Below are 14,787 nucleotides of genomic sequence, written 5' to 3'. Positions count from 1 at the left end.
ACAAATAAACCATACTCAATAAATTACCTTTTGTAAAAAAAGTTTCCGACTTTAGAAGCTGTTTAAAATAAAAAACAGGCCTCCATGCGAGGTACGAAGCAATGACGCGTGGATATGTGTTCAGGAACATATAACGTATGAATAAAATTTAAACAGCTTCTAAGAAAACATAAAACACGCCCATGTCGCCCGGAATACTATTATCATTTATCATCGGCTATTTCTTGGTATTATTGATCATATCATGGCTTACCTCAAAAAAATCATCAGATAACGACACCTTTTTTGTTGCCAACCGCAACTCCAAATGGTACCTGGTTGCCTTCGGGATGATAGGCACCGCGCTTAGCGGGGTCACCTTTATATCGGTGCCGGGCAAGGTTGGCGCCCCCTCCGGCGACGAGTTTTCCTATTTCCAGTTCGTGCTGGGCAATGCCGCGGGCTTTATCATTATAGCCACGGTGCTGCTGCCGCTTTATTACCGCTTAAAGCTCACTTCCATTTACAGTTATATTGAGGGAGCCCTGGGCACCTGGAGCTATAAAACAGCGGCTGGAATATTTCTTATCAGCAGGGTTATAGGCTCGGCGTTCCGGCTTTACCTGGTGGTTATTGTATTACAAAAGTTTATCTTCGATAGCTATCATGTCCCGTTTGCGGTAACGGTGCTCATTTGTTTGCTCCTTATATGGTCATATACCTTTAAAGGCGGCTTAAAAACCATTATTATTACCGATAGCCTGCAAACATTTTTCCTGGTACTGTCGGTATTCCTGTCAATATATTTTATTTGCCAGAGCCTGCACATGAACATTTTTGAAGCTGCCGATGCCATTAAGAACAGCAGCTACTCCAAAATATTCTTTTTTAACGATTTTGTAAGCAGCAAGCTGCATTTCACCAAAGCTTTCCTGGGCGGACTGTTCATTACAGTAGGTATGACCGGACTTGACCAGGACCTGATGCAGAAAAACCTGAGTCTGAAAAATATAAAGGAAGCACAAAAAAACATGTTCAGCTTTACCGGGGTGTTCGTGGTGATCAATATATTTTTTTTAAGTGTGGGCGCGCTGCTTTGGATATATGCAACCAAATACGGTATCCATGTTGATAAAACCGATTACCTGTATCCTACCATCGCTTTAAAATACCTGGGGATAGTACCTGCAATGGTTTTTATGCTGGGTTTAACGGCCGCTACATTTGCCACTACCGACTCGGCCCTTACCGCGCTTACCACCTCATTTTGTGTTGATTTTTTAAATTTTAACAAAAAAGGCGATCTCAACAGCAAAAAAATGGTAAGCACACGGCACGCGGTACATATCGCCTTTTCGGGGTTAATGTTTTTAACCATCGTAATTTTTAACGCCATTAATAACGATGCCGTGGTAAGCGCTATATTCGCGGTGGCTTCTTATACCTACGGCCCCCTGCTGGGCCTGTACTCCTTTGGACTGTTTATGAGCAACAGGCAGGTACGTGATAAGCTGGTGCCCTTTATTTGTTTAATATCGCCTGCAGTTTGTTATTTTTTAAGTAACGAGTCGGCAAAAATTTTGGGCGGATATGTTTTCAGCAATGAGCTTATCATCGTAAACGGATTAATTACCTTTGTTGGCCTTTGGCTAACTTCAACATCAAAAACAAAAATAGCAACCCTATAGTTACCTATACTTCAGAAAAGATATGACTGGCGAAGATAAAATAAGACAAGCTTTTGAAAACAAGAACTGGCAGGAAATTAAGGTGACCGATTCCTGGCAGATATTTAAAATAATGGCCGAATTTGTTGATGGTTTTGAAAAACTGGCAAAAATAGGCCCCTGCGTATCCATATTTGGTTCGGCCCGCACACATAATGATAACAAGTACTACAAGCTGTCGGAAGAAACCGCGCGCCTGTTAACAGAACATGGTTACGGCGTAATATCAGGCGGCGGGCCAGGTATTATGGAAGCGGCCAACAAAGGCGCTTATGAGGCCGGCGGTAAATCGGTAGGCCTGAATATCGAACTGCCTTTTGAACAGTTCCATAATAAGTATATCGACAGGGATAAGATCATGGAGTTTGATTACTTCTTTATCCGCAAGGTTATGTTCATGAAATACTCGCAGGGCTTTATTATTTTGCCCGGCGGTTTTGGCACTATGGACGAATCATTTGAGGCCATTACGCTGATACAAACCGGCAAAATTGCACGCTTCCCTATCATATTTGTTGGTGTGGAATACTGGAAAGGTTTATTTACCTGGATCGAGGAGAAAATGCTTGCCGATCAGCACAACATTAACCCCGATGACCTTAACCTGTACCGGGTAGTTGATACCGCCCAGGAGGCGGTTGAACATATTACCCGTTTCTATAACAAATATGTGCTGAAACCCAATTTTTAATCAGGCGCTATTTAATACTAATTTATTATTTTGCGGCTTATGAGTAAATTGGGAAAACCTAAGCCACAGGCCGCGTTAGGGTTTATTTTTGCTACCTTATTAATTGACGTGATGGGATTGGCCATCATCATTCCGGTTATTCCCAAATTAATTGAGCACCTGATACATGGCGACATAAGCGAGGCATCCAGTTACTCGGGCTGGCTTACGGCGGTTTATGCCAGCATGCAGTTCCTGTTTTCGCCCATGATAGGTAACCTGAGCGATAAGTTTGGCCGTCGGCCGGTACTGCTATGTTCTTTACTTGGTTTTAGTATTGATTACATGTTCCTGGCGTTTGCACCAACCATAGCGTGGCTGTTTGTGGGCCGCATTATTGCCGGGGTAACGGGAGCCAGTTTTACAACCGCCTCGGCCTATATAGCCGATATAAGCGCGCCCGAAAAGCGCGCCCAAAACTTTGGCCTTGTTGGTGTGGCATTTGGTCTGGGTTTTATTATAGGGCCCGTTATAGGCGGCATTTTAGGCAAGTACAATGTGCAATATCCCTTTATGGCAGCCGCGGCCCTGGCCTTTTTAAATGCAGTATATGGCTATTTTATTTTACCGGAATCATTACCCAAAGAAAAACGCAGGGACTTTGACTGGAAAAGGGCAAACCCGGTTGGTTCACTCCTGCAACTAAGCAAATACAAAGAGGTTATAGGGCTGGCGGCATCATTGTTCCTGGTGTATTTTGCAGTGCAGTCGGTACAAAGCGTATGGACATTTTATACCATTAAAAAATTTGCCTGGAACGAAGCCATGGTAGGCTACTCGCTGGGTTTTGTGGGCCTTATGGTTGCCGCGGTACAGGGTGGCCTGATCAGGTTTATTATACCTAAACTGGGCGAGCAGCGAAGCATATGGATAGGGTTGCTCATTTATAGCCTGGGGCTGTTGTTGTTTGCTTTTGCATCGCATGGGTGGATGATGTTCGCTTACCTGGTTCCCTATTGCCTGGGCGGCATTGCCGGCCCCGCGCTGCAGGGGTATATGAGCACTGCTGTGCCCGATAATGAGCAGGGCGAACTGCAGGGCGGCCTCACCAGCTTAATGAGCCTGAGCTCCATTTTTGGCCCGCTGTTAATGACCTGTTCGTTTTATCATTTCACCAGGCCCGGCGCTTCAATGCAGTTTCCGGGTGCGCCATTTGTTATCGGTAGCATATTAATGCTCATGAGTGCATTGCTGGCGGTAAGGAGTTTTAAAAGAAATTAAACAATTTGTAAGCGTAAACAGTTATTCAAATATTTAAACCTGTCATAACGGCTTTATATTTAAAAATTTATGGATCAACCGGCCAATAATAAAGGTAAAGCTGCTTTAGGGTTCATATTTGTTACTTTGTTTATTGATGTTCTGGGTTTAGGCATCATTATACCCATACTACCCAAATTACTTGAACAATTGGCCCATGTTGACCTGAGCACCGCCACCCTTTACAGCGGTTATTTAACCTTTACCTATGCTTCCATGCAGTTTGTGTTTTCGCCGGTACTGGGCAACCTGAGCGATCGCTTTGGTCGCCGGCCCGTACTTTTGGGCTCATTGCTTGGCTTTGGCATTGATTACTTGTTCATGGCGTTTGCCCCCAATATATTCTGGTTATTTGTTGGCCGGGTAATAGCCGGCGTAACCGGCGCCAGCAATACAACGGCCACCGCTTATATTGCCGACGTAAGCACGGGCGATAAACGGGCTTCAAACTTTGGCCTGGTTGGCGCGGCATCGGGCCTGGGTTTTATCCTGGGCATTGGTATGGGGGGCTTTTTAGGCGCCATCAGCGTAAAAGTGCCTTTTATTGTGGCAGCCGGGCTGGCGCTTTTTAACGCGCTGTATGGTTTTTTTGTACTGCCAGAATCATTGGCCGTTGAAAACCGGCGCAAGTTTGAGTGGAAGCGCGCCAATCCCGTTGGTTCGCTTATCAGTTTAAGAAAATATGATATTGCCATAAGTACGCTCATCACCGCGTTTACCATAGTATATGTAGGGCAAAAGGCGATAGAAAGCACCCTGCCCTTTTACCTGATAGAAAAATACCAGTGGACGCTGAGCAGCATAAGCGGCCTCGGTATATTCATTGGTATTTTACTGGTGGGCATACAGGGTGGTTTGATACGCCTGGTGATACCCAGGTTTGGCCTTAAGCGAAGTGTTATAGGGGGCATGTCTTTTTATGCCATAGGCCTGGCGTTGATCGCTTTCAATAATATTGGCTGGATGATGTATGTGTATATGATCCCTTATTGTTTGGGTGGCATATCAGGCCCGGCCCTGCAAGGGTTTATTACCGAAAAAGTTGCCCGCAATGAACAGGGCGCGCTTCAGGGCGCATTAACCAGCCTGGTAAGTGTAACCACTATTATAGGCCCATTGCTCATGACTTACCTTTTTCATCACTTTACCAGAAAAGGAACAGAAATCTATTTTCCCGGTGCGCCATACCTGATGGGCGCCGTATTAATGCTCATCAGTATATTACTGGCGATAAGAAGTTTTAAGAAAGCTCAGGGCTAAATGCAGAAAGCTTAAAAGCTTTTCCGGGCTTTTATGGCCTAAACCTGCTTATGATCCAGCCCGCTTACCCCTCCTGATATTACAAATTTCATCATATCAGCAGCGCTTTTGTCAATTGGCTTCACCTTATCGGCTGGGATAATAACAACCTGGCCGGCAAAAGAATAGGAATAAGGAAAATATACGGCAACCTCGCCGGGCAGGTTTAGCGTGGCAAGATCTTTTTGAACAACAAAGCCTATCTTTTTTAAGCCAACTTCATTTACCTCTACTATCACAGGTTCATTAAATTTCTTCTCCTCCCCTACAATGGCCTCGGTAAGGTCTTTTATTGACGAGTAAAGGAATTTGATTAATGGCAAACGGTTAAGCCAGCGGTTAAACCAGCGCTTAATAGGATCAGTAACCACGTTGGTTACCAATATACCGGCTATCATGATAACCACCACTACGTTTAAAATACCCAGGCCCGGAATGTAAGTAGGCTTGCCGTTTTTATCAACCCACAATATATCGCTCAGGTTTAAGGCTTTGTCAATAGACGATACCGCCCAGTAAATCAAAAAAAATGCCGCGCCTAATGGCACCACCACCAAAAGTCCTTTTACAAAATACCTGAATAAGACTCCCGCTAACCTGTTCATATCTCCTTTTGCTTTATAGTATCAAGTAGTTAGTATCAATATTTTTTGATAAAGAAGTTTAAACATAACAAGCCCGCTACTAAAACCTGATACTAACCACTTGATACTAATTCATTCATAAAAGTACACTCTTTTTACCCGCTGCGAAACATTAGTTAAAATTTCGTACGGGATAGTGCCAATTTGCCTGGCCAGTTCCTCAATATGCTGCTGCTCATCAAAAATGATCACCTCATCGCCTTCTGATACGTCAATGCCGGTAACATCAAGCATACACATGTCCATAGTAATATTCCCCACCGTGGGCACCAGTTGTCCCTTTACCAGCATTTTGCCAACACCGTTGCCAAAGGCGCGCAGGTAACCATCGGCATAACCAATACGCACGGTGGCAATTTTACCGTCCTTTAATAAGCTGCCACTGCGGCCGTAACTTATGGTATCGCCGGCGGCTATCTTTTTAACCTGCGCAACGCTTGTTTTTAACGTGGCAATGGGTTTTAAAGCATTTTCAGATTGCGGCACAGATGAATCAACGCCGTACAGGCCAATTCCAAGCCGCACCATATCATAATGTGCCGATGGCCAGCGGATAATGCCCGCGGTATTGCATAAATGCCTGATCACCTTGTAACCCAGTGTCTTTTCAATCTCCTTAAAAGCTTTTTCAAAACGCTTGATCTGCTTTTTGGTAAACTCGTCATGCTGTACCGCTTCGCTTGCCGCCAGGTGCGAAAACACCGATTGAACACGTATGTACCGGTTTTGCTCCAGCATATCGCACAGGCTTTCAATATCCAGGTTTTCAAACCCCAGGCGGTGCATCCCGGTATCAATTTTAAGGTGGATGGGATAGTTTAATATATTCCTGTCCTGCGTGTAAACAATAAAATCATCAAACAGGCTAAAGCTGTAAATAACAGGCTCCAGTTTATATTCAGTCAGTTTATCAAACGCCGATGCCTCGGGGTTAAGCACCATAATCGGTAAATTAATACCGGTTTGGCGCAGGGCAACGCCTTCGTCAACATAGGCAACTGCCAGGTAATCAACTTTATTATATTGCAGCATATTGGCCACCTCAAAAGTGCCGCTTCCGTATGAAAAAGCCTTTACCATAGCCATTACCTTTACGCCCGGCTTTAATTTTGACCGGTAAAAGTTAAGGTTATTGAGCAGTGAATTGAGGTTGATCTCCATGATGGTTTCATGCGCCTTTTGCGCCAGCGCCCTGCTAATGCGCTCAAATTCAAAACTTCGGGAGCCTTTGATAAGAATAGTTTCGTCTTTAAAACTGAGTGCTTTTAATTGCTGCAGTAAAGCCGCCGTATCCTTAAAAAAATACTGTTCGGGCAGGTTAAAACATGCCTGATTGCCCATCAGCGCGTTACCAACCCCAATAAACCTGTCTATTTTTTGTGTGCCGATGAGGGTTGCCACCTGGCAGTATAAAACATCCTGCTCCAAACCCGATTGCAGGATATCTGACAGGATAAGCGTTTTTTTCTGATGCTGGTTTTGTTGCCCCAGGAAGTTAAGCGCTATCTCCAGCGATTGCAGATCTGAGTTGTAAGAATCATCAATAACTGAGCAGTTGTTTACCCCGTTCTTCAGCTCGAGCCGCATACTTACCTGCGCAAGGCGTTCAATACGTTTATCGGTTTCAGCCGGGCTATAACCCAACGCCAGCATAGTGGCCCAGCAGGTAATGGCGTTCTCAACAGAGGCCAGGTCAGAAAAAGGGATCAGGCATTCAATCTCTTTCTGTTGATAATATGCCCGCAGATAGTATTTTTTCGAAATAACCGTTTCGCTGAAAACGTACAGATCGGCCACTTTAAATTTACGGCTCCAGGTAAATGTTTCCTTAACAGGAATATCTTTTTGGTAATCAATGAGCTCATCGTAATGACCAATAAGCTGTTTGGCGTTTTTAAACAGCTGCAGTTTCTCTAATATTTTTTGCCTGCGGTTGGCAAAGCCTTCATCATGTGCCGGGCCAATATGTGTTAATACACCTATCTGCGGCTTTATAATGGCCTGCAGCTTGTCCATTTCGTTAATAGTTGAGATACCGGCCTCAAAAATACCAAGGTCGTTCCGGCTGTTTATTTGCCATACCGATAACGGTACGCCAATTTGTGAATTATAGCTTTTAGGATTGCGTACAATGTTCTTATCGGCAGCCAGTAACTGGTAAAGCCACTCTTTTACTATGGTTTTGCCATTGCTGCCGGTTATGCCTATTACCTGTAGTTTAAACTGCGAGCGATGATAAGCGGCCAAAGCCTGCAGGGCGGCCAAAGGGTTATCAACCAGCAAAAAATTAGCTTCGGGAAGGTTAAATTCCGGACCTTGCTGAACCACAAAGTTGCGCACCCCGGCAACATACGCTTCGGCTATAAATTCATGGCCGTTACGCCTTGCGCTTAATGCAAAAAACAGCCCTTCGGCAGCATTGCTGATGCGGCGGCTATCGGTTAGCAGGGTACTAATGGTGCAATCTTTTACAATATTGCCCCCTGCATTTATAATTTGCTTAACCTCATGTATTGAGTATTGATTGCTATGCATGGTACGAATTTGCTTATATTATCTAACAATAGAAGAATTTTTAACGAATTTTGACGTAAATGGACCAACCCAAAGCAACCCGGATAACCGATGTTAAAGTGGCACTGGCAAAGGCCGAACATTTTTGCGCCTACCAGGAACGTTCACAACAGGAAGTGCGCGATAAGTTATATGAATGGGGACTTTGGCCCGCCGCAGTTGAACAAATTATAAGCGAGCTGATTGAAGGCAACTTTTTAAATGAAGATCGTTTTGCAAAGGCTTATGCCAAAGGAAAATTTAGCCAGAAAGCCTGGGGCAGGATCAAAATAAAACAGGGCCTTAAACTGAAACGCATGCCGGATGTACTGATAAAAAAAGCGCTGCTGACCATTGATGCCGATGACTATTTAACGGCCCTGACCAGGGTATTAGAAAAAAAAGCGGCTATATTGAGCGAAAAAAACGCAGTTAAACGTAGGTACAAATTACAGCAGTACGCGATGGGGCGCGGATACGAAGCTGATTTGATAGCTGATGTTTTGAAAAACAGCGACTTATAAAAAACTTTAAAAAAAATAATTTTTGTGTTTGCAGAATATGCTTTTCTGTCTATATTTGCACTCCCAACGCGAAAGTAGCTCAGTTGGTAGAGCACGACCTTGCCAAGGTCGGGGTCGCGAGTTCGAATCTCGTCTTTCGCTCAAAGCCCTTCCTTCAAAAAGAAGGGCTTTATTGTTAAAATAGTTAACACCTGCTCAGATGGTGGAACTGGTAGACACGCAGGACTTAAAATCCTGTTCCCGTAAACGGAGTGCGGGTTCGATTCCCGCTCTGAGTACAAAGCCCGATACAGGTCCGTATCGGGCTTTTGTTTTTTGTAGTCTGAAGACTACAAGCATAGCGCTGTCCGAAGTCTCCGACTTCGGACAGCGCTAAACTCTACTGGCAACGGGAAGTCAGAGACTTCCGATAGCGTTAAACTTTACGGACAACGGGGTTTATGAATTTAGAAACCGTACATACCACCCGAAACGGAAATTTGTTCACCCGTGATCCAGGCTGCATCATCGGAAGCAAGAAATACTACGGCTTTGGCGATATCTTCGGGCTGGCCTCTGCGGCCAAGCGGTGTATTGGCAACAAACATTTTTTCATACTCACTGCCAGCGGTGACACCCGCATTGGTTGCACCTTCTGTTTCCGTAGCGCCCGGCAAAACAGAATTGATACGAACGTTTTTTGCACCCAGTTCTTTCGACAAAGAAATTGTTACGGCATCTAATGCTGCTTTAGTTGCGGAGTACAAAGAGACTCCCGCCATCGGCGATTTGCTTGCACCCGAGCTGATGTTGATGATGTTGCCCCCTTTGTCGCCAAACAGTTTCAAAGACGCCCTGATAGTAAGTATAGCCCCCAATACATTGACGTTGAAATGCTGATGAAAAGCTTCTACCGATGCCTGTTCAATAGGTAAAAACTGTTGAAAAACCGCGTTGTTTACCAGAATATCCAACGTGCCGAAAGCCTTCCGGGTTTCTTCAAACAGCCTGGTTACATCCGCTTCTTTCGATACATCAGCCTGTACCGAAATGGCTGTGCCTCCGTTGTCGGTTATAGCTTTCACCACTTTATCTGCGCCTTCTTTACTTGAGGCATAATTCACAACTACCTTTGCACCCTCGGCGGCAAAATGTTTTGCGATAGCTGCACCTATTCCTTTTGAAGCACCGGTAACTACCGCTACTTTGTTTTTTAATTTACTCATTATTTAATATTTAAATTTGCGATAACAATTCATTAATCGAACTTGACCAAGTCCTTAAAGATCAGTTGACCCCAACTATTTCCGCGTGCCTGCACCAGCAGTCCGCCTTCCGAAAGCCCGCCAAGTTTAATTGGGGCGAAACCAAGATCTTCCGCAAGCCCACCAATCTCAGTTAATGCGCCGTCATCATCGCCCGCCAGGAACACGACCCTCTTGCCACCGTGTACGGCCGGATCCTGGCCGAGAATGGCCGCGATAAGATGGTTGAAGCCCTTTACCAGTTTTCCGCCGGTGAAGGTATTCGCGACGAATCTGGAGGAAGGCTGTCCTCCAAGCTTTTCGGGAGGCACGCCGTAGGCATTGGTAACATCGACGATAGTTTTTCCCTGCCAGTTGGGCAGTGCCTTTGCGACATCCGGGTGCGATTCAAAACGCACGGCCAAAAAGATGACGTCTGCCTTAACGGCTTCCGTCAGTGTTGTTGGAATGATCTCTGGCCCAATCGCTGATGCTTCGGATGCAAAGCTTTCCGGGTTGCGTGTAGTTGCAACGAGTACTTTGATCCCCTTACGGGCAAACGCTTTGGCCAGGGCCTTGCCGATATTTCCGAAGCCGATAATGGCATAGCTCGGTGCTTTGTTTTCTGATTTACTCATTTTGAAAATTATTTTGATTATTTAATTACACGAGTTATAAACCCGTGCCAGCGTGGGGTTAATTACTTAGCCAAATAGGTCATACCGCCATCAACAAGGAGTTCAGCGCCAAGCATAAACGAAGAATCATCAGAAGCCAGGAAAACCGCTGTTTTACCAATGTCTGATGGTTGCCCAATTCTGCCTGTTGGCATTACACCTGCATAGTGTTGTTTTACAGCTTCAATTTGCTCTGCGGGAACAAACTTTTCAAATGCAGGTGTATCTGTAGTACCTGGTGTTATCACATTTGCTCTGATCTTTCTATCTAAAAGGTCGCTTGAAAATGCTTTTGCGAAATATACCACCGCCGCTTTTGCAGCACCATATAGCGTAAATGACGCATATGCCCGATGCGCTGCATTTGACCCGATAAGAATAATAGAACCACCATCATTCATATATGGCAGCGCTTTATGAACAGTGAAGTAAACACTTTTCAGGTTTAGATCCATTGTCTTGTCGTAGTCGGCTTCGCCAATAGTTGCCACGGTTCCTATGGTTCCGCCACCCGCGTTGGCTACAACCACATCTATTTTACCAAATTTTTCAGCAGTTTCTTTAAACACTCTTTCCAGGTGATCAAGGTTGGTTACATCGGCATTAATGGCTATAAATTCATCGCCAAGCTGTGCCACAGCACTATCTAAAGTTTCCTGATTTCTGCCGACAATAACTCCGGCAGCGCCTTCATTTTTAAATTCTTGGGCAATGCCAAATCCAATGCCACTATTACCACCTGTAATAACTGCTACTTTATTTTTTAATCTGCTCATTATTTCTTTTTTTAAGATTGAGCGACAAAGGTAGACCACTCAAGTTATTTTTAGTAACTTTGTACTGAAAAATAACAGTAACATAGAGGTAACCAAGTAACATTATGGAGTGTCGGGCAGAAAATTTTAGAAAAGATTATAAGAGAGAAATGAGGGCTATTCAGGATGCAATGGACGTGCTGAACGGTAAATGGAAAATATCCATCATATCATCGCTTTGCTGTTACAACACAAGAAGGTTTTCCGATATTTTGAATGATGTAGAAGGAATTTCCAACAGAATGTTGAGCAAGGAATTAAAGGAATTGGAGATAAATAAATTGGTGAAACGGACCGTTTTAGATACGCAGCCCATAGCGGTGCAGTATGAGCTTACGGAACACGGTAATACACTAAAAACAATCATTTTCAATCTGACAGATTGGGGAATAGAACACCGAAAGAAAATTGTCGGGAAATAATGTTCGCTCTTTGTTGGGCGCCGTACTACTTTATTGTCGATTTTCCGCATAATCGTCCGAAGTCGGAGACATTCGGACAGCGCTAAACCCTTCGCCTCATGCTGGACTCTATGGAAAGCGAGGGGTTCTGACAAATTATTTATAGCATTACCGAAAGCCATTTTGGTTTAATCCTTTATATATCTCATTGAAGGAACTGCAAGCCGACCTTTTAAAAAGGCCCTTATCTTATAACGAGCCTAAACGAAAACAAAAAGTTATAAAATCAATAACTTAATTTATCTTCGTCTTCAATTCCTATACTTATCACAAATGCGAAAATTCACACTTTTTATCTGTGCGACAGCTATTTTATATACTATTAGTAGTTGCTCAAAAGACCAGGCTTTAAATTCCACTAAAAAAACTTTATTTGAAATTTCATTGACCCCTCCTTTTGCTAATAGTGTAAATACTACGTGGAATCAGGTGTTGGGTGGAGAAGCAATTATACAATTTTATGCGCTCCACAGCGATACTTTAACTGCATCAGTAACAGAAGACAGTTTAAATCTTAAAAACATCGCCATTTATAATAAGCGGCTTACTGCCGGCAATTATAATATTACCTTAAATACCAAAAGCATGGCCGTTGCTGATACTTTTATCAGATTTAATGCACAGGCAAATGCTGTAGCGGTAAATAAGGATTTGTCCATAAATCTAACAGCTACGTCTTCTGATGGGGTTATCACCATTAGTAAAAACCAAATTAGCAGTTTAGAGAGGCCTACTTTTACCCCCGCAGGCACAAATGCCATGTACCAATTTGGTTTAGCCAATGGTTATTATTTTATTTATGTGAAAGATGCAGTAAACGGCACGATAAGGTTTACAGAAGCAACTACCGGCGACTCATATTTAAAAGACATCACTATAAGCGCCATGAATCAGTATGACATGTCGGCCATACTTTACACCACCGGAATTTCAGTCCATTCTAGTCAATTTCATTTAATACCTACTCTTTAATAACCCTGTCGAATGAATAAATATATACTTTTTTTAGCTGTTGCTGCGTCATTTATATTTAACGGATGCACCAAGGAGAACAGCGGCAAAACTGTTTCTGACGCAACAGGTGTCTCCGTGCAATCAATTTCCTTCCCAAAATTTAGTAATAGCAGTTGGAACAATGTGATCGGCAACACCTTATTACAGTTTGATTTATTGGGACAAAATAATACTGCTACTTCAACTATCAAGGATAGTGTCGAATCAAATCATCTAAGTGGGTATTACAAGTCTCTGGCTAAGGGTACATACGATATATACATTTCATCAAAAAACTTAAACAGTGCTGCTGATACTTTTATCCGTTTTAATGCTCAACTCAAATCATATAATGTCAGTACCAAACAAGATTTATTATTAAAAGTAACATCCGATGACGGGCTGATTACCATAGATCAGAATTTGGTTCATGATAATACCATACCTATTTTTAAACCTGAGACAAACATCAAGGCATTCAAGTTTGGGCTTATAAACGGTTTTTATTATTTATATGTTAAAGGGGGCGTAAAGGGCTCCATTTCATTTATCTCAAAATCAAATCAAACTTTCACTAAAAATTTAAGCATTGCCGCTTTAACCCAGTATAATGTGGCATTGCAAATCAACAATGGATCCCTGCAGATTACCTTTGTACCGTTTGTCTACAATCAGGTTGCTGTTAACTCTAATACGTTGATAACCTTAAACATAAACCCCAATAATTATTTATCAGTCAGCGGTAGCACCTACTTTGTTGTAACTGACGAAAGTGGGAATATATTGAACGAAGTAAAATATATAAAAGGAACCTCAACTTTTAAAATTTCGGCTTCACAACCCTATACGAAGGACCGCATTAATTTCTTTCAGATCCATGTCCCGCTTGAATCAAATGTAATACCGCAAATATTAGGTTTTCTTCAAGTGAAAAAGGGCAGTGTATATACTACCGACTTACCTTTTTTACCAGGAAAAGAAACATTTCCAATTAAACCACACTTGATAAACACAAACGGTTTTGATCAATTAACTTTAAGTACAGGCGAAAATGGGATTATTATAAGCTCACTCGCGGATAGCCTCTCTTTACAACAATTTCAATATCCTAACAACGCTAAGCTATATGTACGAATGCTCAAGGATAACAAATACACTTATAATTTCTTTAATATACCAAAAGGAACACTTAATTTCAACGTAGATGTTTCACAATTGACAAAAACCAATTTAACAAAAACGATTACAGCACCTGGTGATGACTTACAGGTTCAGGTTTACGCAAAAAGTGATGTAAATTATGTTGACTTTTATCTTTTAGAAAATAAATACACCAGCTCAAATCAAATTGACATCTATTATCCATCCGAAACCTTTCCGGAATATGACGTTTTGATGAACTATCGAATCGGAGACTTATCATATAATATAGCCACAACCTCAACAACAATACCTGACAAAGCGGCTGCATTTAACGCTTCATTCAAGAGCAATGGTTCATCCCTGACCAATTTCGTTCCCTCCTGGTCGGGAAAATTCGACTATTACCGCGCTGAATTTCAAAATGACCACTTAAATCCAACTCTTGACTTTACTTTTTTTTCGCCTTCAGCAGCCAATTATACTAATATTAAGTTACCTGATTTTTCAAAATACCTGGGTGTCTCCAAGCTCGATTTGAATTCTTTTTCTATAAAGTCATTTGGATTATACCAATTTAATGGATTTGACGAAACCAAATTTTTCTATAAAGATGGGCTACTAAATTATCAAAATTTCAATGGCAAATCGGTTATACGCAATTATTGGTAAATGAACTAATATCAACTCGTTAAAAGCTCAATACGCGTCCGTATCGATTTCTTTTGCTTATCGTCCCTGTTATTACTACACCATCAATTA

At 42.6% G+C, this 14,787-nt stretch carries 13 protein-coding genes and 2 tRNA genes; 10 read left to right on the top strand and 5 right to left on the bottom strand.

Translation table 11 applies throughout. The features are described from left to right. Nucleotides 1–182 precede the first annotated feature (182 nt). From J2W55_RS02750 to J2W55_RS02735, 4 genes are all read left to right on the top strand, one after another. Nucleotides 183–1,667 (top strand): sodium:solute symporter, encoded by a 1,485-nt coding sequence (locus J2W55_RS02750; protein ID WP_310091650.1) that lies wholly within the window; start codon nt 183–185, stop codon nt 1,665–1,667. A gap of 22 nt (nt 1,668–1,689) precedes the next feature. Further along, complete coding sequence (locus J2W55_RS02745; RefSeq protein ID WP_310091647.1) at nt 1,690–2,397, top strand: LOG family protein; 708 nt, start codon at nt 1,690–1,692, stop codon at nt 2,395–2,397. A gap of 39 nt (nt 2,398–2,436) precedes the next feature. Next, entirely contained in the window at nt 2,437–3,657 is a 1,221-nt protein-coding gene (locus tag J2W55_RS02740) for a TCR/Tet family MFS transporter (RefSeq protein WP_310091646.1), read from the top strand. Between the two features lie 69 nt (nt 3,658–3,726). Further along, the gene (locus J2W55_RS02735; RefSeq protein WP_310091643.1) at nt 3,727–4,956 is read left to right on the top strand and encodes a TCR/Tet family MFS transporter; all 1,230 of its coding nucleotides are present in this window, start codon (nt 3,727–3,729) and stop codon (nt 4,954–4,956) included. A 38-nt stretch (nt 4,957–4,994) separates the two neighbouring features. Here the strand turns inward: J2W55_RS02735 and J2W55_RS02730 are convergent, their stop codons facing one another. Further along, on the bottom strand, nt 4,995–5,600 hold the full coding sequence (locus tag J2W55_RS02730) for a DUF502 domain-containing protein (RefSeq protein WP_310091641.1): 606 nt from the start codon (nt 5,598–5,600) through the stop codon (nt 4,995–4,997). A gap of 111 nt (nt 5,601–5,711) precedes the next feature. Further along, nucleotides 5,712–8,174 carry a bifunctional UDP-N-acetylmuramoyl-tripeptide:D-alanyl-D-alanine ligase/alanine racemase gene (locus J2W55_RS02725; protein WP_310091639.1) on the bottom strand — a complete coding sequence of 821 codons (2,463 nt, stop codon included), beginning with the start codon at nt 8,172–8,174 and terminating at the stop codon, nt 5,712–5,714. Between the two features lie 59 nt (nt 8,175–8,233). On the opposite strand from J2W55_RS02725, the gene J2W55_RS02720 reads away from it, so the two are divergent. The 3 genes from J2W55_RS02720 to J2W55_RS02710 all read left to right on the top strand — a co-directional run bounded on the left by J2W55_RS02720 (nt 8,234) and on the right by J2W55_RS02710 (nt 8,994). Continuing rightward, nucleotides 8,234–8,716, top strand: coding sequence for a regulatory protein RecX (locus tag J2W55_RS02720; RefSeq protein ID WP_310091637.1), 483 nt, complete (start codon nt 8,234–8,236; stop codon nt 8,714–8,716). A gap of 68 nt (nt 8,717–8,784) precedes the next feature. Continuing rightward, nucleotides 8,785–8,857, top strand: a tRNA-Gly gene (locus tag J2W55_RS02715). Between the two features lie 52 nt (nt 8,858–8,909). Beyond that, nucleotides 8,910–8,994 (top strand) — tRNA-Leu (locus J2W55_RS02710). Between the two features lie 168 nt (nt 8,995–9,162). On the opposite strand, the gene J2W55_RS02705 is transcribed toward J2W55_RS02710, so the two are convergent. From J2W55_RS02705 to J2W55_RS02695, 3 genes are all read right to left on the bottom strand, one after another. Then, entirely contained in the window at nt 9,163–9,921 is a 759-nt protein-coding gene (locus J2W55_RS02705) for an SDR family NAD(P)-dependent oxidoreductase (RefSeq protein WP_310091635.1), read from the bottom strand. 32 nt (nt 9,922–9,953) lie between these two features. Continuing rightward, nucleotides 9,954–10,577, bottom strand: a complete 624-nt coding sequence (locus J2W55_RS02700) for an NADPH-dependent F420 reductase (protein ID WP_310091633.1) — start codon at nt 10,575–10,577, stop codon at nt 9,954–9,956. Between the two features lie 62 nt (nt 10,578–10,639). Continuing rightward, nucleotides 10,640–11,392: an SDR family NAD(P)-dependent oxidoreductase gene (locus J2W55_RS02695; protein ID WP_310091632.1), complete on the bottom strand. Its 753-nt coding sequence runs from the start codon at nt 11,390–11,392 to the stop codon at nt 10,640–10,642. A 149-nt stretch (nt 11,393–11,541) separates the two neighbouring features. Here J2W55_RS02695 and J2W55_RS02690 point away from each other — a divergent pair, with 149 nt between their 5' ends. The 3 genes from J2W55_RS02690 (at nt 11,542) to J2W55_RS02680 (ending at nt 14,697) form a co-directional block, all read left to right on the top strand. After that, nucleotides 11,542–11,853, top strand: coding sequence for a winged helix-turn-helix transcriptional regulator (locus J2W55_RS02690; protein ID WP_310091630.1), 312 nt, complete (start codon nt 11,542–11,544; stop codon nt 11,851–11,853). A 312-nt stretch (nt 11,854–12,165) separates the two neighbouring features. Continuing rightward, a complete protein-coding gene (locus J2W55_RS02685) occupies nt 12,166–12,864 on the top strand; it encodes a hypothetical protein (RefSeq protein ID WP_310091628.1) in 699 nt (232 codons plus the stop codon). A gap of 12 nt (nt 12,865–12,876) precedes the next feature. Continuing rightward, nucleotides 12,877–14,697: a hypothetical protein gene (locus J2W55_RS02680; RefSeq protein WP_310091627.1), complete on the top strand. Its 1,821-nt coding sequence runs from the start codon at nt 12,877–12,879 to the stop codon at nt 14,695–14,697. Nucleotides 14,698–14,787 lie beyond the last annotated feature (90 nt).

The sequence above is a fragment of the Mucilaginibacter pocheonensis genome, assembly GCF_031456535.1.
GTDB lineage: Bacteria > Bacteroidota > Bacteroidia > Sphingobacteriales > Sphingobacteriaceae > Mucilaginibacter > Mucilaginibacter pocheonensis.
This window is presented reverse-complemented; position numbering and strand designations above follow the sequence as displayed.

Bases quoted from the DNA above. Each gene is read 5' to 3' on its own strand.
- J2W55_RS02750 (WP_310091650.1), top strand. From the start codon at position 183: ATGTCGCCCGGAATACTATTATCATTTATCATCGGCTATTTCTTGGTA.
- J2W55_RS02745 (WP_310091647.1), top strand. From the start codon at position 1,690: ATGACTGGCGAAGATAAAATAAGACAAGCTTTTGAAAACAAGAACTGG.
- J2W55_RS02740 (WP_310091646.1), top strand. From the start codon at position 2,437: ATGAGTAAATTGGGAAAACCTAAGCCACAGGCCGCGTTAGGGTTTATT.
- J2W55_RS02735 (WP_310091643.1), top strand. From the start codon at position 3,727: ATGGATCAACCGGCCAATAATAAAGGTAAAGCTGCTTTAGGGTTCATA.
- J2W55_RS02730 (WP_310091641.1), bottom strand. From the start codon at position 5,600: ATGAACAGGTTAGCGGGAGTCTTATTCAGGTATTTTGTAAAAGGACTT.
- J2W55_RS02725 (WP_310091639.1), bottom strand. From the start codon at position 8,174: ATGCATAGCAATCAATACTCAATACATGAGGTTAAGCAAATTATAAAT.
- J2W55_RS02720 (WP_310091637.1), top strand. From the start codon at position 8,234: ATGGACCAACCCAAAGCAACCCGGATAACCGATGTTAAAGTGGCACTG.
- J2W55_RS02705 (WP_310091635.1), bottom strand. From the start codon at position 9,921: ATGAGTAAATTAAAAAACAAAGTAGCGGTAGTTACCGGTGCTTCAAAA.
- J2W55_RS02700 (WP_310091633.1), bottom strand. From the start codon at position 10,577: ATGAGTAAATCAGAAAACAAAGCACCGAGCTATGCCATTATCGGCTTC.
- J2W55_RS02695 (WP_310091632.1), bottom strand. From the start codon at position 11,392: ATGAGCAGATTAAAAAATAAAGTAGCAGTTATTACAGGTGGTAATAGT.
- J2W55_RS02690 (WP_310091630.1), top strand. From the start codon at position 11,542: ATGAGGGCTATTCAGGATGCAATGGACGTGCTGAACGGTAAATGGAAA.
- J2W55_RS02685 (WP_310091628.1), top strand. From the start codon at position 12,166: ATGCGAAAATTCACACTTTTTATCTGTGCGACAGCTATTTTATATACT.
- J2W55_RS02680 (WP_310091627.1), top strand. From the start codon at position 12,877: ATGAATAAATATATACTTTTTTTAGCTGTTGCTGCGTCATTTATATTT.